The sequence below is a fragment of the Streptococcus mitis genome (assembly GCF_905187495.1).
In the GTDB taxonomy this organism is placed as follows: domain Bacteria; phylum Bacillota; class Bacilli; order Lactobacillales; family Streptococcaceae; genus Streptococcus; species Streptococcus mitis_CU.
In genome coordinates, this window is sequence record NZ_CAJJIB010000022.1 from 50,696 (window position 1) to 66,604 (window position 15,909).

The 15,909-nt window shown below is 40.9% G+C and carries 20 protein-coding genes; 4 read left to right on the top strand and 16 right to left on the bottom strand.

Features of this window, described 5'->3' with window-relative positions:
* Position 1 precedes the first annotated feature (1 nt).
* Complete coding sequence (locus JQ843_RS04180; RefSeq protein ID WP_084861871.1) at positions 2-340, bottom strand: LytTR family DNA-binding domain-containing protein; 339 nt, start codon at positions 338-340, stop codon at positions 2-4.
* 276 nt (positions 341-616) lie between these two features.
* On the opposite strand from JQ843_RS04180, the gene JQ843_RS04185 reads away from it, so the two are divergent.
* A complete protein-coding gene (locus JQ843_RS04185; RefSeq protein ID WP_203212973.1) occupies positions 617-946 on the top strand; it encodes a helicase BlpT in 330 nt (109 codons plus the stop codon).
* A 63-nt stretch (positions 947-1,009) separates the two neighbouring features.
* On the opposite strand, the gene JQ843_RS04190 is transcribed toward JQ843_RS04185, so the two are convergent.
* A complete protein-coding gene (locus tag JQ843_RS04190; RefSeq protein ID WP_203212974.1) occupies positions 1,010-2,059 on the bottom strand; it encodes an ABC transporter permease in 1,050 nt (349 codons plus the stop codon).
* Positions 2,056-2,787 carry an ABC transporter ATP-binding protein gene (locus tag JQ843_RS04195; RefSeq protein ID WP_033687348.1) on the bottom strand — a complete coding sequence of 244 codons (732 nt, stop codon included), beginning with the start codon at positions 2,785-2,787 and terminating at the stop codon, positions 2,056-2,058. The genes JQ843_RS04190 and JQ843_RS04195 overlap by 4 nt, the downstream gene beginning before the upstream one ends.
* A gap of 67 nt (positions 2,788-2,854) precedes the next feature.
* Here JQ843_RS04195 and JQ843_RS04200 point away from each other — a divergent pair, with 67 nt between their 5' ends.
* The 3 genes from JQ843_RS04200 (at position 2,855) to JQ843_RS04210 (ending at position 4,282) form a co-directional block, all read left to right on the top strand.
* Entirely contained in the window at positions 2,855-3,265 is a 411-nt protein-coding gene (locus JQ843_RS04200; RefSeq protein ID WP_001278317.1) for an HIT family protein, read from the top strand.
* 9 nt (positions 3,266-3,274) lie between these two features.
* On the top strand, positions 3,275-3,562 hold the full coding sequence (locus JQ843_RS04205) for a hypothetical protein (protein WP_045605614.1): 288 nt from the start codon (positions 3,275-3,277) through the stop codon (positions 3,560-3,562).
* Positions 3,563-3,628: 66 nt separating this feature from the next.
* Positions 3,629-4,282 carry a hypothetical protein gene (locus JQ843_RS04210; RefSeq protein WP_033687346.1) on the top strand — a complete coding sequence of 218 codons (654 nt, stop codon included), beginning with the start codon at positions 3,629-3,631 and terminating at the stop codon, positions 4,280-4,282.
* A 78-nt stretch (positions 4,283-4,360) separates the two neighbouring features.
* Here the strand turns inward: JQ843_RS04210 and dnaJ are convergent, their stop codons facing one another.
* From dnaJ to JQ843_RS04275, 13 genes are all read right to left on the bottom strand, one after another.
* Positions 4,361-5,497: a molecular chaperone DnaJ gene (dnaJ, locus tag JQ843_RS04215; protein WP_045606381.1), complete on the bottom strand. Its 1,137-nt coding sequence runs from the start codon at positions 5,495-5,497 to the stop codon at positions 4,361-4,363.
* A gap of 196 nt (positions 5,498-5,693) precedes the next feature.
* The gene (locus JQ843_RS04220) at positions 5,694-6,326 is read right to left on the bottom strand and encodes a DJ-1/PfpI family protein (protein WP_203212975.1); all 633 of its coding nucleotides are present in this window, start codon (positions 6,324-6,326) and stop codon (positions 5,694-5,696) included.
* A gap of 70 nt (positions 6,327-6,396) precedes the next feature.
* Positions 6,397-6,639, bottom strand: coding sequence for a hypothetical protein (locus JQ843_RS04225; RefSeq protein WP_173875827.1), 243 nt, complete (start codon positions 6,637-6,639; stop codon positions 6,397-6,399).
* A 132-nt stretch (positions 6,640-6,771) separates the two neighbouring features.
* Positions 6,772-8,595, bottom strand: a complete 1,824-nt coding sequence (dnaK, locus tag JQ843_RS04230; protein WP_203212976.1) for a molecular chaperone DnaK — start codon at positions 8,593-8,595, stop codon at positions 6,772-6,774.
* A gap of 253 nt (positions 8,596-8,848) precedes the next feature.
* Complete coding sequence (gene grpE, locus JQ843_RS04235) at positions 8,849-9,373, bottom strand: nucleotide exchange factor GrpE (RefSeq protein WP_203212977.1); 525 nt, start codon at positions 9,371-9,373, stop codon at positions 8,849-8,851.
* 26 nt (positions 9,374-9,399) lie between these two features.
* On the bottom strand, positions 9,400-10,434 hold the full coding sequence (gene hrcA, locus JQ843_RS04240) for a heat-inducible transcriptional repressor HrcA (RefSeq protein ID WP_000255759.1): 1,035 nt from the start codon (positions 10,432-10,434) through the stop codon (positions 9,400-9,402).
* A 160-nt stretch (positions 10,435-10,594) separates the two neighbouring features.
* Positions 10,595-11,107 (bottom strand): DUF2812 domain-containing protein, encoded by a 513-nt coding sequence (locus tag JQ843_RS04245; protein ID WP_203212978.1) that lies wholly within the window; start codon positions 11,105-11,107, stop codon positions 10,595-10,597.
* 34 nt (positions 11,108-11,141) lie between these two features.
* Positions 11,142-11,717, bottom strand: coding sequence for a DUF2812 domain-containing protein (locus JQ843_RS04250; RefSeq protein ID WP_203212979.1), 576 nt, complete (start codon positions 11,715-11,717; stop codon positions 11,142-11,144).
* Positions 11,717-12,037: a PadR family transcriptional regulator gene (locus tag JQ843_RS04255; RefSeq protein WP_004255941.1), complete on the bottom strand. Its 321-nt coding sequence runs from the start codon at positions 12,035-12,037 to the stop codon at positions 11,717-11,719. The genes JQ843_RS04250 and JQ843_RS04255 overlap by 1 nt, the downstream gene beginning before the upstream one ends.
* Before the next feature lie 119 nt (positions 12,038-12,156).
* Positions 12,157-13,503, bottom strand: a complete 1,347-nt coding sequence (glnA, locus tag JQ843_RS04260; protein ID WP_033676218.1) for a type I glutamate--ammonia ligase — start codon at positions 13,501-13,503, stop codon at positions 12,157-12,159.
* A gap of 36 nt (positions 13,504-13,539) precedes the next feature.
* Positions 13,540-13,896 carry a transcriptional repressor GlnR gene (gene glnR, locus JQ843_RS04265; RefSeq protein WP_000659548.1) on the bottom strand — a complete coding sequence of 119 codons (357 nt, stop codon included), beginning with the start codon at positions 13,894-13,896 and terminating at the stop codon, positions 13,540-13,542.
* A 76-nt stretch (positions 13,897-13,972) separates the two neighbouring features.
* On the bottom strand, positions 13,973-14,500 hold the full coding sequence (locus JQ843_RS04270; protein WP_000119915.1) for an FUSC family protein: 528 nt from the start codon (positions 14,498-14,500) through the stop codon (positions 13,973-13,975).
* 135 nt (positions 14,501-14,635) lie between these two features.
* A complete protein-coding gene (locus tag JQ843_RS04275; RefSeq protein WP_203212980.1) occupies positions 14,636-15,832 on the bottom strand; it encodes a phosphoglycerate kinase in 1,197 nt (398 codons plus the stop codon).
* Between the last annotated feature and the right edge of the window lie 77 nt (positions 15,833-15,909).

Consider the following 15,909-nt stretch of genomic DNA (forward strand, 5'->3'; position numbering starts at 1 on the left):
CTTACTCTCCTTGTTTCAACCATTTTTGACGAATTTCTCTATAGCGACGTCTAGCATACTTGACAGCGTATTGACCTTCTTCTCCAAGAAAAAGGATTCTTTCTTGAAAATCAATCGATTTTACTTTATCAAGATTGACCAAACAATTTCGATGACACCTCATCAAGGTTTCTCCATATTGATTCTCAAGATTACTTAAATTTTGAACCATATTAAAACTAGCCTCTTCTGTAACAATCTGTACGGTATGGGCTTTAGTTGGATGTGCTTGGATATAGTAGATATCGTCGACGTTTACTTTATAGACTGTTTTCTGTGTCTGAATAATCATATGTTTCATTGGATTCTCCTCCTAAGAAAAGAATAACAGAAAAGGTCTAACACAAGCCCACCCAATCCTAAACAGTCTTTGAAAACTCCTAAAAGGACTATTTTTCTACAACATCATGATAATCTTACCACTATTTTATCATAAAATCTTAACAGTACCATTCAGGAAATTTCAAGGGCAATTAAAGATTTTATGGTGAAAAAGGAGATAAAAGTGATAAACTGACAGTATCAAAATACAATTGCTAGAATCAAGACTAGCACCCAGATTAAAGGAGGAATTTTCATGACAGATACAGACCCTATCAAAAGAGCTCAGACTTTGATTACTGACTTAAACAAAGCCTACCAAACATGCAAACAGGCAACCGCTGACGACGTCCGCTTTCAGGAGCAATTAAACTCTATTCTTGGTTTTCTAGCCAAGGCTGAAACAGTGGATAATCGAGTCTTGATTGAATTGGAAAAATTTTACCAGACTTCCAGTCTTCTCATGGGACTCAGCGCTCTTGATCCAGATGCTCCTACTCGCGCCGCTTGGCGGGCCTATGACCGTTTCCACTTTGACCAAGTCAAGACCAAGTTGAGTCTCTACGGACCAACCATTATCCTGTAGTAACTAAAAAGAAGCTGAGACAAACTGAACTCAACTTCTTTTTTAGTATCATATAAGCAAGTTTTAGTCCTGCATCTGACGTTTGACCTGATAAGGTAAATACAAAACTAGTAAAATCAAACCAGCTCCCAGTAAGGCTAGAAGGGCTAGTTTTTCTTGGAATGTCACAAGGCCGACGACTAATTCCACTACTAAGACCAAACTGATCAATCCTCTGACCACTGCCTGCAAGCCTTTTTCCTTTTGCCCCTTGTTCAGTGGAAATAGTTGGGTCAAATACTGGTAGTCAAAGGCGTGATAGAGCGCCAGCAACTGAAAGAGCAAGAGGTAGTTAAAGAGAATCACCACTGCTGTCGCAATCCAAGCTTGCTCGATAAAGACCTGCGCCAGCAAGGAAAGCAAGAGCAGACGGAGACTGAGCGCAAAGAGGTCTCCATTTCGCAGATAAGAACGCAGATAGAGATTTTGCCAAATCTTTCCAGGCACCTTCTGAACAGCCTTTAGGATAAAGTCCAGATAGGCACGACGCTTGACGCTGTTTGAAATCCCCTTGACCTGCGTAAAGAGGGCAAAGAAACGAAGCAAGACTTGCTTACGCTTGCTTTCTTGAGAAATAACATAGTCCCAGTCCAGTCCAGTTTCCGTAAAAAATTTGCTGGCCTTTTGACGAAAGAGGAAATATTTACTTACTCCCAATAAAAGCACATAGACCAGAAAAACAGGCAAACCATAACCCATTGCCAAAAATAAGGGCGCAAATAACAGCAAGAAAAGGGTCTGGACAAAGAGCCAAAAGACTAGGGAAATGCCCGTTTGACGCTTGAGGTGGAGCTTGATTTCCTCTTCTCCAACCAAGAGAAAGAGCTTGTCTGGAGCCTCCATATAAGTGGCAATTCCACCCCAAAGCAAAAGTAAAACAGACGTAGTTCCTACAAACAAAAGAATAGGCCAATGATTTTCAGGAAAATGTTGCAAGAGTTGACTGTACTGGTAGGCTAGAAAGCCCAGCAGAACAAGCAGGAACAAGACAAAGTGGTCATTGAGAACATAGCGCAGATAACCAAGACACTCCTTACGAAAAGCCTGCTTTCTCTTTAAAAACAAGTCTTTCATAGCTCCTCCTCTTTGGTCAGAGCCAAGTAAATATCATTCAAACTGGCCTCAGGCATATCAAAGGCTTCGCGCAGTTGCAGGAGATTCCCCTTAGCACGCACCTCTCCCTTGTGAAGAATGACAAAGGCATCACACATCTTCTCCGCCGAATCCAGCACGTGAGTACTCATGAGAATAGACTTACCCTTTTGCTTTTCCACTTCCAAAAGCTGAATCAAGTCTGCAATAGCCAACGGATCAAGACCAAGGAAAGGCTCATCCACGATAAAGAGACTCGGATCCACCACAAAAGCACAGATAATCATGACTTTCTGCTTCATCCCTTTTGAAAAATGAACAGGGAACCAGTCTAATTTCTTATCCAGACGGAACATTTTTAACAAAGGCTCCACTCTCTCAAAAGCCACTTTCTGCTCAATACCATGAGCCATGGCAACCGTTTCGATATGCTCTCTGAGGGTCAATTCCTCATAAAGGCTGGGCGTCTCAGGAATGTAGCCAATTTGCTTGCGGTAGCTCGTTGCATCTTCTTGCAGGGTCAAGCCATTGATATTGATAGAACCGCTATAAGGTGTCAAGAGACCGATAATCTCATTGATTGTCGTCGATTTACCAGCACCATTGAGACCAATCAAACCGACCAGCTGCCCACTTTCAACAGTAAAGGACACATCTTTCAAGACAGGGACATGGACATAGCCACCTGTCAGGTTTTTAATTTCTAACATATTTTCTCCAAATCTGGTATAATGTAGCTATATTATATCAAAATTCAATACAGTAGAGGTAGATTTTATGTCAGATTGCATTTTTTGTAAAATCATCGCAGGGGAAATTCCTGCTTCAAAAGTATATGAAGATGAGCAAGTTCTTGCCTTTCTTGATATCTCTCAAGTGACACCAGGACACACCTTGGTCGTGCCAAAAGAACACTATCGCAATCTCTTGGAAATGGACGCTACTAGCGCCAGCCAACTCTTTGCCCAAGTACCAAAAGTAGCTCAAAAAGTCATGAAAGCTACCAAGGCTGCTGGTATGAATATCATTGCCAACTGTGAAGAAATCGCAGGGCAAACCGTCTTTCATACCCACGTTCACCTCGTGCCTCGCTACAGTGCGGACGATGACCTCAAGATTGATTTTATCGCCCACGAACCTGACTTTGACAAACTTGCTCAAGTCGCTGAAACCATCAAAAATGCCTAAGGAGTTGCTATGAAATTATCCAATCTATTGCTATTTGCAGGAGCTGTAGCCGGAAGTTATCTGGTCACAAAAAATCGCCAAACCATCACAGATGAAGTCTTGAATACCACTGACCGCGTTCAAGCTATCAAGGACGATGTAGATATTATCCAAAATAGCCTGCAAATCATTGACCAGCAAAAAGAACTCATCAAGGAATATCAAGAAGACCTGACTTACAAGTTTAAGGTCTTGGAAAAGGATATCCAGACTAGACTAGCTGTTATCAAAGAAACACAGGAAACTGAAGATAAGTAAAAAGAGCCATCAACTTTCCTTAAATCCATTTTAGGTTGTCAGGTCCAAACAAAAAGAGGAAAGAAAATGAAACAGTTTTTTAAAATTCTGGCACAGATCATCCTAATCCCTTGTGGTTGCCTTAGCCTTCTTGCGGTCCTAGCATTTCTAGTACTGTTTTTTGCTTTCAGAGCCTCACCGATTGACATTCACAAGGGAAATAACACCCTCAAACAAATCTTTGTTTCCCTTGATCTCCCTCCTAAAAAAGTAGAATCAGATGGACACTATGAATTCGAGGGCGGAGGTTTACATTTTTATGTTACTTTCTCAGATGAGGTCATCAATACTCACCCTGTCCTAAAAGAAAGTCCAAAACTCACCAAAAATCAACTTGAAGTCTATGTCCTAAACACAGGAGATATTTCCTACCATTCAGTAGAAGACAACTTATTCAATCATGGTTTATTGCGATTTTTAGAGGAGGAAGGCGAGAAGTATTTTCGAGAAAACGGAAAGAAATCAAATTATTCTTACACAATTCTAACCTTATGGGATCAGGAAAGTCTAAAAAAGGGAATTGCTTTCTATGAAAAAGCCTTGACTTTGGTGGATATTCAGGATAACTCAGCAATCAAACACATTGATACCGTTACCATCAAGCCTGGTAAAGAAGCGGAAATCAAGCAACTCATCCAAGATATGGATGCAGCTGGCTTACTCAAGCAAAAGTATAAATAATAGGCTAACTGGAAAATGATTTTTCGACACTAAATTTTCAAAGATAAGACAAAAAGAGCCCAACGGCTCTTTTTACTTTTATTCTCCTTCAAAGGCATCTTTAATATGGTCAAAGAATCCCTTTTTCTTTGGATTGACTTTTAAATCACCAGCAGCTGCGAATTCTTTCAAGGCTGCTTTTTGGCGGTCGTTCAAGCCTGTCGGTGTTACGACATTAACTGTAACGTATTGGTCACCAATTGCACCACCACGAAGGCTCGGAGCTCCCTTGCCACGTAGACGGAATTTCTTACCAGTCTGAGTTCCCTCTGGGATAACCAATTCAACATCACCGTGAACAGTTGGGATATCAACTGTGTCACCAAGAGCTGCTTGGACAAAGTTGAGGTTGAGATTGTAGAAGATAGTCGTTCCTTCACGTTCAAACTTGTCGCTGGCTTCCACAGAAACCACTACATACAAGTCACCATAAGGTCCACCGTTAAAGCCTGCTTCACCTTGACCAGCTAGGCGAATTTGTTGACCTGTTTCCACACCAGCAGGGATTTTGACATGTACACTATGGGCTTGTTTTTCATGCCCTGTTCCGTGACAAGTTGTACATGGATCTTTGATTTCTTTTCCGCGACCGTGACAGACATCACAGGTTACTTGGCGACGCATCATACCAAGTGGAGTCTGTGTATCGACGTTAATGACACCAGCGCCATGACAGCGTCCACAAGTGACTGGACTTGTTCCTGGCTTAGCACCTGAGCCATTACATGTACTACAGCTTGCTTCACGATTGTACTTAACCTCTTTTTCAGCTCCAAAAATAGCTTCTTCAAAGGTCAAATTCACACGGTATTGGAGGTCATCCCCCTGACGAGGAGCATTTGGATTGCGCGAAGTACCGCCTCCGCCGAAGAAACTTGAGAAGATATCTTCAAAACCACCGAAGCCTCCTGCCCCATCGAAACCTCCGAAACCACCAGCTCCACCAAAACCACCGTTTGCTCCAGCAGCACCGTATTGGTCATAAGCAGCACGTTTTTGGTCGTCACTCAAAGTCTCATAGGCTTCCTGAACTTCCTTGTACTTTTCCTCAGCACCAGGCTCCTTATTGATATCTGGGTGATATTTTTTCGAAAGCTTACGATAAGCCTTTTTGATCTCGTCTGCCGAAGCGTTTTTTGACACCCCCAGACGATCATAAAATTCAGTATTGTTCATATAAGATACCAAGACCGTAAAATTCAACTGAAAAATAGGAAATCTGACGCTGGAGCGATACTCCTAGGCAGATTTATCTTTTTTCCGAGAATTTAGGTCGGGTTCAATTCCTTTCTGTTATATTGAGTAAGAAATTTGGGAACCCGTGTTCAGTTACGAACACCTTTGTTCCTTTCTATAATTTTCATGTAAATCTTTAGAGGCTGTTTTCTATACTCTGCTTCACTTGATTAAACTCTTCATCTGATAGAGTAAATATCAAATCCTCTTCAGCATACTCGTTCTGTTCTTTAAAATAGTTCTCCGTATTCTCTGCCAACCCTAAACCGAAAATCACTTTTCTTGCAAACTCTTGATGTGCAAAACCGATAGCCGTAATGATTTGTTTATCTTGGACAAGAACTTTCGGTTGGAAATTCTCACGTGGAAGAAATTCAAAATAGTCAAAGAAGTTTTGCCAAATTCCACCTGTAAATTTCGTGTTGTTCAACAAGCCTGCTTTCGCCAATAAAAGGGGCGCTGAAGAAATGGCTGCAATTAGGATATCTTGCTCATTAAGACTTCTCAAAAACGAGATCAATTTCTCATCTTGTAGAGCAGGACCTATATTTACCATTCCTGGCAAAATCACACAAGAATAATCTTCTATACGGATCTGATCCAATGTTTTCGTCGGTTGACAGGGCAAACCATCCTCAGAGACTACCATCGAATTCTCAGAAGCGACATAATCAATCGTGATATCAAAAGACAGAGCTAAAGTACTCGTTAAAGTGGTTATCTCATAAAGAGAAAAATTAGGATAAATGATACAAAGTACTTTTTTCATACGCAACATCCTCTATTTTATCGAAAAACAGAGGCTGGGTTGCAACCTCTGGATTTCCATACTTTATGATTTATAGCGGAATCGCATAGCCTTTCCATTCGCTAACATCATATTTATCTTTACAATTGTCACAATAGCAAAATGCATCTGAAAAAGTTGCTTGATAGCCGTAACCACTACCATTCGGACGTTCTTTAGACCAGACGACAGTTCCTTGACCACAAGGGCATTTATAAGTCCTCACTCTCTCATCATATGTACCATTTTCATGTGTTTCATCAGAGATGAGTTCCAATTCAACTCTATCATTCATATTAATACCTCAACATCTTACCGAATCGAGCACGCCCTAACCTCTTGGTGAAAAAGACAAATCTTCCTAGAAACTAAAGTTTCTGCGTCAGATTTCCTATTTTCACTGTGAGGTTTTAACGGGCTTTGCATCTTATTTTTCCGTAAACTCTCCGTCTACGACGTCATCGCCTGCGTTTCCTGTTGCTTGCGCCCCTTCTGCTCCTGCTTGAGCTTGTTGCGCTGCTGCAGCTTGTTCGTAGAGTTTAACAGCAAGGCCTTGAGCTTTTTCGTTCAATGCTTCAAGTTTTGCTTTCATGTCGTCCAAGTTATTGTCTTCTTGCGCTTTCTTAAGGTCATCAAGGGCAGCTTGGGCAACATCACGTTCTGCGTCGAAGCCTTTGCCTTCAGTTTCCTTGATTGTCTTTTCAGTCGCGAAGATCGCTTGGTCTACTTCGTTACGAAGGTCAACTTCTTCTTTACGTTTCTTATCTGCTTCAGCGTTTGCTTCTGCATCTTTCATCATGCGGTCAATTTCTTCATCAGTCAAACCTGAGTTAGATTGGATGACAATAGTTTGTTCTTTTTGAGTTCCAAGGTCTTTGGCCTTAACAGACACGATACCGTTCTTGTCGATATCAAATGTTACTTCGATTTGAGGAATTCCACGAGGTGCAGCTGGGATATCTGTCAATTGGAAGCGTCCAAGAGTCTTGTTATCTGCTGCCATTGGGCGTTCACCTTGAAGAACATGGATATCAACGGCTGGTTGGTTGTCTGCTGCTGTTGAGAAGACTTGAGATTTAGATGTTGGAATTGTTGTGTTACGGTCGATGAGTTTTGTGAAGACACCACCCATTGTTTCGATACCAAGTGACAATGGTGTTACATCAAGAAGGACAACGTCTTTGACATCACCAGTGATAACACCACCTTGGATGGCAGCACCCATAGCAACTACTTCGTCAGGGTTTACTGATTTGTTTGGTTCTTTACCAGTTTCAGCTTTAACAGCTTCTACAACGGCTGGGATACGAGTTGAACCACCAACAAAGATAACTTCGTCGATTTCTGACAAGCTCAAACCTGCATCTGAAAGAGCTTGACGAACTGGAACTTTTGTACGTTCTACAAGGTCACGAGTCAAATCGTCAAATTTCGCACGAGTCAAAGTCATTTCCAAGTGAAGAGGTCCAGCCTCACCAGCAGTGATAAATGGCAAGCTGATTTGTGTTGAAGTTACACCAGAAAGGTCTTTCTTCGCTTTTTCAGCTGCATCTTTCAAACGTTGCATTGCCATCTTGTCAGTAGACAAGTCAATACCGTTTTCTTTCTTGAATTCTGCTACCAAGTGGTCGATGATTTTTTGGTCAAAGTCGTCACCACCAAGTTTGTTGTCCCCTGCAGTTGACAATACGTCGAAGACACCGTCACCCAATTCAAGGATAGAGACGTCGAATGTACCACCACCAAGGTCAAATACCAAGATTTTTTCTTCTTTGTCAGTCTTGTCCAAACCGTAAGCAAGGGCTGCTGCTGTTGGTTCGTTAACGATACGTTCTACTTCAAGACCAGCGATTTTACCAGCGTCTTTTGTTGCTTGACGTTGAGCGTCGTTGAAGTAAGCTGGAACTGTAATAACTGCTTTAGTCACTTTTTCACCAAGGTAGTCTTCAGCATAACCTTTCAAGTATTGAAGAATCATAGCTGAGATTTCTTGTGGAGTGTATTCTTTTCCGTTAGCAGAAACTTTTTCAGAAGTTCCCATTTTAGATTTGATAGAGATGACTGTATCTGGATTTGTAACTGCTTGGCGTTTTGCAGCATCACCAACGATGATTTCGCCGTTTTTGAATGAGACTACAGATGGAGTTGTACGGTTTCCTTCTGGGTTTGCGATGATTTTGCTTTCAGTTCCTTCAAGAACTGCAACTGCTGAGTTTGTTGTACCTAAGTCAATACCGATAATTTTAGACATGTGTTTTTCTCCTTAAATTTTATATTCTATTTTTCTTTTTGATACTCTTCTTAAGTGGCGGCGCCGTCAGAGCTTAACTTCGTCAATCTCTTTGACTAAACTTTGAGTCTAAGGTCTCAAAGTTTGCGCAAATAGCGCCACGGCGAAGAGTATCGTCTTTGGTTCGCTTCGCTCACTATTGCAAAGCCAAACATATTTTATCTTTCTTCATAGTTTAGTGTCGTTTCGGACAAATTTTGTCAAGTTTTCTAAACTAGTTATAGACCACTACCATTGCTGGGCGTAGGATGCGGTCATGGAGTTTGTAGCCTTTCTGGAAGACTTGGGCGATGGTATCTGCTGGGTGTTCATCGTCTGCTGGGAGAGTTTGGATGGCCATATGGTAGTTATGGTCAAATTCACCGTCAGCTGTGATTTCTTCGATTCCTTCTTCTTTCAAAGCGTGAATCAAGCTTTCTTGCACCATTTCCAATCCTTTTTTGACATCGTCTGTCAAACCTTCAACCGCGAGTGCACGCTCAAGGTTATCCAAAGAAGGGAGAATCGCTTTTGCCAAGTCCTGGCTACGATAACGTTGCAAGTTTTGACGCTCTTCATTGGCACGGCGTTGGATATTTTGCATTTCTGCATGAGCGCGAAGGTATTTGTTTTCGAACTCATCTGCACGTTCATTTGCCAAGTCCAACTCAGACTTTTCAGAAGTTGTTTCTTCAGCTGTTTCCACAACTTCCTCTTCTTGAACTTCTTCTACTTCTTCGTTTTTTATATCTTGGGCCATTTTCGCCTCCTTTAATGATTTCAATCTTAATGTACTTCGTAATGATTACTGCTGAGGTAGCGGTAAAAATCTGTCAACTTCATGGTCAAAACACGATTGACTACATTGACTTGGTTGATTAGTTGCTGATAATCCAGATTAACTGGACCGATAATGGCTAGAATTCCAACTCCCCGATAAGGAATGAGGAACTTGCTACTAATCACCGCTAGGTCAGCTAGACAGGACTCTTGACTGTCTGCAACACGGACGTTTTGCATCTGATCTTCACGCAACCCCTCACGAATCTCCAGAGCTACCTTTTGCGGTTGATCAAAGAACTGATAGGCTGCCAGATTGGCAAAATTCAAGAGATTGACCTTGCCCGCCACCACAATGTTTTCGTTGAACATTTCCTTAAAGATATGTTCAAAGAGATCGATCACATTGTCCGTTGTTGTAAAGTAACGCTGGATAATCTGCGGAATCTCCGTCCGAATCTTGTAGTGAATATCTAGAACGGTGTGGCCGAGGAAACGTTCCTGAATGATGCTCTTCAGCTTCAGCAAATCCTCCTGCAAAAAGTTCCTTGGAATCAGAAACTGACTGGTAACCGTTCGAGACTCGTCTAGGGTGAATACTGCCAAGGCTGTATGTTGCCCCAAAACAACGATATCAAAGGCTGTCAAACGTTGCCTGCTCGGCTCAACATCCAGTGCCACTACCGTACAGCCACTCAAGTCTGTCAGTAGATTAGCAGCCTCTTGCAGAATATCCTCCAATTTGAAGAATTCCTGATCAAAGGCTTTGACAATCTCATAAACCTCATTTTCAGCTAGTCGGTCAAAATCCAGTGAGTGTTTCACATAGTACTGAAAACCAGCAACACTTGGCATCCGACCACTTGAAGTATGGGCCTTCTCAAGCAAACCTTGCTTTTCTAGAGCCGCCATGTCATTACGAATGGTTGCGCTGCTAGAGTTAATAGACTCTTGCAAGGCTTTGGATCCGACAGGTTCGTGCGTTTTGGTAAAGATGTCAATAATCAGATTTAAAATATCCTGCTGACGCTCTGTAACCACCTCATCACTCCTCTCTGTCTGATCAATTAGCACTCGATACAGTCAAGTGCTAACTTATGATTCTATTATACACCCTTAAAAGAGAATGTCAAGACAAAAACTCAAAAAATTAGCACTCTTTTATTAAGAGTGCTAAAAATCAGTCTAAAGACCTAGAACCTTACTGTTTATCTACTCGGTATTTCCTTTTAAGTCTAAAAAAACCATAGATTAGATAAGAAATCAAGAGAGCATATAAAAGAAAAATAATAAAGAAAGACATAGAAAGCTCCTCTTTAAATAGACTCATACAGACAACAAGACCACCTAAGAAAGTAGCTGTACAGGAACGAAGTCTAGATCGCATAACTTCCCATCTGAGTCCCTTACTCATATAGACTTGATCCTCTGAAAGTATATCAGAAGCTGGTTTACGAAGAATCGAACAAGAACCTGCTCCTATCAATTCCCAACCTCTATTTCTAAAATCTTGCAGTTCATGCTTATGCTTTTTAAGAAATCTAGAATCATAGATACGGTAGATGACATCATCTGGTTGACATTGGTCAAAATAGAACAAACCAAAACGACTCGTTCTATACCTCCAACCTTTCAAATGCATCTCATGTAAATATTCTTCTTCCTTGTCCAAATCAAGAATAGTGAAAATCCGAAATTGCTTTTTATTTATCATGACTTCCCCTCCAATTTTGAGCATACCTACCCTATCATAAATCTGATAATTCCTTCTTTTTATGCCATAACTTCCAGCTAATATATACAACCATTAACAAAAGGATTAAAGACAAGAAAATATATAGCCCAACCGCAAAAAATTTCCATAGATCAAACGTATTACTTCTATCGAGCAATATAAATAGGAATGGTATATGTATAGCTAGCAAAAGTAAAACAGGTACTAATCGCAGTCTTAAAATGCGATTAACCATAGCTAACTTCCCAGCAGCGTCATTATAGATTTCAAATTCTGCATTCGATTCAATTTCAGAATGTGCTTTTCTAAAATAGGAAAAACTATTAAAGTCTGTAATATGCTCCCAACCACAGTCTTTAAATAGTTGTAAATAGGAGACTCTCTCTGATTTTTCCATTGGGTAAAAATCCAACTGATAAGACACTTGCTCAGGCTGACACTTTTCAAAGGTATACTTAACTGCAAACAATAAGATAGAATAGCTTACTTTCCTAAGTTTCCAGCCCTTAGCATGCATTTCTCTAAAGTATAGAGCCTCCCTCTCATAATCCGCAATTGTAAAAATTCGATAAACAATTTTCTTTTCCATCATCCTTCCTCCCGACTATTTCTGTAGAGGCGTTCAATACGCTTCAATTCAATATCTAAGACTTTTCGTCCCAAGTCTGTTATCTGATAGATTTTCCGTTTTTCCTCTTCGCGGACAAAGGAAATCAAACCATCCTTTTCCATTTTTGACAAGGTTCCATACATAGTTCCAGGACTAATCAAGACTTGCGAATCTGTCATCTCCTTGACCTTTTGCGTAATACTATAACCATGACCTTCCTTTTGCAGACAGAACAAGATATAAAAACCCGTTTCCGTCATCGGAAGATAAACTCGACGAATCTTATCCGTTAATTCCATTTATAAGCACCTCCTAGTCAGTTCGATATATCGCACTTCGTTATAAAAAATATATCACACCTCGATATAAAACGCAAGAAAAAAGACCGCCCTCAGGCAATCTTTCTTCTATATTAGTATTAGTAAAGGTCTAAATAGTTATCAATTTCCCATTGTGAAACGAAGGTTGCATAACTTGCCCATTCGATTCGTTTAGCTTCGAGGAAACTAGTATAAATATGTTCTCCGAGAGCCGCTCTGACAACTTCATCTTCAGTCAGAGCTTTCAAAGCGTTGTGAAGGGTTGATGGAAGGTCTGTAATACCAGCTTCCTTGCGCTCTTCTGCTGTCATGATGTAGATATTTTCTTCGATAGGAGCTGGTGCTTCGATTTTATTTTCAATACCATGCAAACCAACTTCCAACAGAACTGCCATAGCGATATAAGGGTTCGCCATTGGATCCACTGAACGCAACTCAAGACGAGTCCCCATACCACGTGAAGCAGGCACGCGCACAAGTGGCGAACGGTTACGACCAGCCCAAGCAATGTAAACCGGCGCTTCATAACCTGGAACCAAACGTTTGTATGAGTTAACCGTTGGGTTCATGATGGCAGTATAGTTGTAGGCATGTTTGATCAAACCACCAAGGAAATGGTAGGCCGTTTCTGACAACTGCATTCCTTTTGGATCATTTGGATCAAAGAAGGCATTGTTTCCTTCTGCATCAAACAGGGACATATTACAGTGCATACCTGAGCCAGCAATACCAAATTTTGGTTTTGCCATAAAGGTTGCGTAAAGTCCATGTTTGCGAGCAATGGTTTTAACAACAAGTTTAAAGATTTGAATCTTATCACAAGCACGGAGAACTTCATCGTACTTGAAGTCAATTTCATGCTGTCCAACCGCAACCTCGTGGTGACTCGCTTCTACTTCAAATCCCATTTTGGTCAAGACATTGACAATCTCTCGACGTGTATTGTCCGCAAGGTCAGTAGGCGCCAAATCAAAGTAGCCACCCTTGTCATTCACTTCAAGTGTCGGGTCTCCATTTTCATCCAACTTAAATAGGAAGAATTCTGGCTCTGGGCCAAGGTTGAAGGACTTGAATCCTACTTCTTCCATGTGATGAAGAGCACGCTTCAAATTGCCACGAGGGTCACCTGCAAATGGTTCACCTTCTGTTGTATAGACATCACAGATCAAACCTGCAACACTTCCATTTTCATCTCCCCACGGGAAGACTGTCCATGTATCCAAGTCTGGGTACAAGTACATATCCGACTCATTGATACGTACAAAACCTTCAATAGAAGATCCATCAAACATAGCCTTGTTTGACAAGACTTTATCTAACTGTTCATCTGTAGCAGGAATTTCGACGTTTTTCATGGTTCCCAAAATATCTGAGAACATGAGACGAATAAAGGTAACATTTTTTTCCTTGACTTCACGACGAATATCTGCAGCTGTGATTGGCATGAGTTTTCTCCTTAATGTATGACTACTTGCGGTTGCCTAACCGCGACCAAAAGGTGACCGTACTGAAGCAAAGCGACCCTGTTGGAGGAGTTCATTATGAAGTGCACGACGCACCTCAGTCTGACTCACCGCTTTCTTGGATTTCGCTTCACGTTCAGCATATTTTTTCTTAATGGCAGCGATATTATAACCTTCAGAGATATAATCTTTGATTTCAAGCAGACGATCCATGTCATTCAAGGAATACATGCGACGGTTCCCTTCGTTTCGATCAGGCTTGATCAACTCTTGATCTTCATAATAACGAATCTGACGCGCCGATAGATCGGTCAACTTCATAACACTGCCGATAGGAAAAACAGCCATATTTCGGCGAAATTCTTTTTCCTTCATTTACAATTTCCTTCTTTCTGTCTATTATAGTCTAAAAAAAGACAAACGTCAATTGATAATGTTATAAAATGTAACATTATTTTTCTTTTTTCTCTAAAAAGAGCCGAATACGATCAATATCGTAATTTACGAGAATTGCGACAAAAACTCCCATGAAAGTTTCTGATACACGCGCAAATACGTACAAAATCGTTTCACCACTCGGAATCGATAAGGTAATGATTAACATAGCTGCTACACCACCAATAACTCCTGCTTTGTTATTCATGGCTACATTTGTCATAATGGTTAACATGGTGCAGATTGGAACAACTACCAAGGTCACCCAAAAGGCTTCGTGGAAAAAGGTATTTAATAAGAAGAAGACCAGCGCATAGAGACCACCGATACTATTTCCTAGAATACGCGAAGTCCCAAAATGAACACTCTTATCAAAACTCTCCCTCAGGCTAAAAACGGCTGTCAAAGCACCGATTTGAAGACCTTTCCAGCCAAAAAAGCCAAAAATCAAGAGAACTAGAAAAACAGCAATACCTGTTTTAAAGGTTCGCATACCAAGTTTGAACTGGGATTTATCGAATTTATATTTTTTAAAATAACTCATAATCTCAACTTTCTATTTCCATTTTATCATAAATCGGTGATTTTTATGAGTAATAGTTGAGAGGAAGCGTTTTTATTTTAAGCAAAAGAAAAGAGGAACTTTCGTTCCTCTCTTCTTTGATTTATTTATAAAATCTTATTTTTCGGTCAAGGCTGCAAGTCCTGGAAGAACTTTACCTTCAAGAAGTTCCATTGATGCTCCACCACCAGTAGAGATCCATGAGAATTTGTCTGCGCGACCAAGGTTGATCGCTGCGGCAGCTGAGTCACCACCACCGATGATTGATTTAACGCCTGGTTGTTTCACGATAGCATCCATCACACCGATTGTTCCAGCTTGGAAGTCTGGGTTTTCAAATACACCCATAGGTCCGTTCCATACAACTGTTTTCGCACCAGTCAAAGCTTCGTCAAATTTAGCGATAGATTTTGGACCGATATCAAGGCCAAGGAAGCCTTCAGAAACTGCTTCACCTTCAGTGTCACGCACTTCAGTGTAACCAGCAAATGCGTTAGCTTCTTTTGAGTCAACTGGCAAGATCAATTTACCGTTTGCTTTTTCAAGAAGAGCTTTCGCAACATCCAATTTGTCTTCTTCTACAAGTGAGTCACCGATTTCGATACCTTGTGCTTTGTAGAATGTGTAAGTCATACCACCACCGATAAGGACTTTATCAGCTTTTTCAAGCAAGTTTTCGATAACACCGATCTTGTCTGAAACTTTTGAACCACCAAGGATAGCCACGAATGGACGTTCTGGAGTTTCAACTGCTTCTTGGATGTAGGCAATTTCGTTTTCAAGAAGGAAACCAGCAACTGCTTTTTCAACGTTTGCTGAGATACCAACGTTAGATGCGTGTGCACGGTGAGCTGTACCGAATGCATCGTTTACGAAGATACCATCTCCAAGTGATGCCCAGTATTTACCAAGTTCAGGATCGTTTTTAGATTCTTTCTTGCCGTCAACATCTTCGTAACGAGTGTTTTCAACCAAGAGAACTTGTCCATCTTCAAGAGCGTTGATAGCTGCTTCCAATTCAGCACCACGAGTGACACCTGGGAAAACAACGTCTTGGCCCAATTTAGCTGCCAAGTCTGCTGCTACAGGAGCAAGTGATTTACCAGCTTTATCAGCTTCTTCTTTCACACGTCCAAGGTGAGAGAAAAGAATTGCACGTCCACCTTGTTCGATGATGTACTTAATAGTTGGAAGAGCTGCTGTGATACGGTTGTCGTTAGTGATTACGCCATCTTTCAATGGTACGTTGAAGTCAACACGAACGAGGACTTTTTTACCTTTCAAGTCAACGTCTTTAACAGTAAGTTTTGCCATGTTACAAAAACCCCTTTATTTATTTTATTCGAAACTATTATATCACACTTTGGAAATATAAGGAAAGATTTCACAAG

Bases quoted from the DNA above. Each gene is read 5' to 3' on its own strand.
- JQ843_RS04180 (WP_084861871.1), bottom strand. From the start codon at position 340: ATGAAACATATGATTATTCAGACACAGAAAACAGTCTATAAAGTAAAC.
- JQ843_RS04185 (WP_203212973.1), top strand. From the start codon at position 617: ATGACAGATACAGACCCTATCAAAAGAGCTCAGACTTTGATTACTGAC.
- JQ843_RS04190 (WP_203212974.1), bottom strand. From the start codon at position 2,059: ATGAAAGACTTGTTTTTAAAGAGAAAGCAGGCTTTTCGTAAGGAGTGT.
- JQ843_RS04195 (WP_033687348.1), bottom strand. From the start codon at position 2,787: ATGTTAGAAATTAAAAACCTGACAGGTGGCTATGTCCATGTCCCTGTC.
- JQ843_RS04200 (WP_001278317.1), top strand. From the start codon at position 2,855: ATGTCAGATTGCATTTTTTGTAAAATCATCGCAGGGGAAATTCCTGCT.
- JQ843_RS04205 (WP_045605614.1), top strand. From the start codon at position 3,275: ATGAAATTATCCAATCTATTGCTATTTGCAGGAGCTGTAGCCGGAAGT.
- JQ843_RS04210 (WP_033687346.1), top strand. From the start codon at position 3,629: ATGAAACAGTTTTTTAAAATTCTGGCACAGATCATCCTAATCCCTTGT.
- dnaJ (WP_045606381.1), bottom strand. From the start codon at position 5,497: ATGAACAATACTGAATTTTATGATCGTCTGGGGGTGTCAAAAAACGCT.
- JQ843_RS04220 (WP_203212975.1), bottom strand. From the start codon at position 6,326: ATGAAAAAAGTACTTTGTATCATTTATCCTAATTTTTCTCTTTATGAG.
- JQ843_RS04225 (WP_173875827.1), bottom strand. From the start codon at position 6,639: ATGAATGATAGAGTTGAATTGGAACTCATCTCTGATGAAACACATGAA.
- dnaK (WP_203212976.1), bottom strand. From the start codon at position 8,595: ATGTCTAAAATTATCGGTATTGACTTAGGTACAACAAACTCAGCAGTT.
- grpE (WP_203212977.1), bottom strand. From the start codon at position 9,373: ATGGCCCAAGATATAAAAAACGAAGAAGTAGAAGAAGTTCAAGAAGAG.
- JQ843_RS04245 (WP_203212978.1), bottom strand. From the start codon at position 11,107: ATGATAAATAAAAAGCAATTTCGGATTTTCACTATTCTTGATTTGGAC.
- JQ843_RS04250 (WP_203212979.1), bottom strand. From the start codon at position 11,717: ATGGAAAAGAAAATTGTTTATCGAATTTTTACAATTGCGGATTATGAG.
- JQ843_RS04255 (WP_004255941.1), bottom strand. From the start codon at position 12,037: ATGGAATTAACGGATAAGATTCGTCGAGTTTATCTTCCGATGACGGAA.
- glnA (WP_033676218.1), bottom strand. From the start codon at position 13,503: ATGCCAATCACAGCTGCAGATATTCGTCGTGAAGTCAAGGAAAAAAAT.
- glnR (WP_000659548.1), bottom strand. From the start codon at position 13,896: ATGAAGGAAAAAGAATTTCGCCGAAATATGGCTGTTTTTCCTATCGGC.
- JQ843_RS04270 (WP_000119915.1), bottom strand. From the start codon at position 14,500: ATGAGTTATTTTAAAAAATATAAATTCGATAAATCCCAGTTCAAACTT.
- JQ843_RS04275 (WP_203212980.1), bottom strand. From the start codon at position 15,832: ATGGCAAAACTTACTGTTAAAGACGTTGACTTGAAAGGTAAAAAAGTC.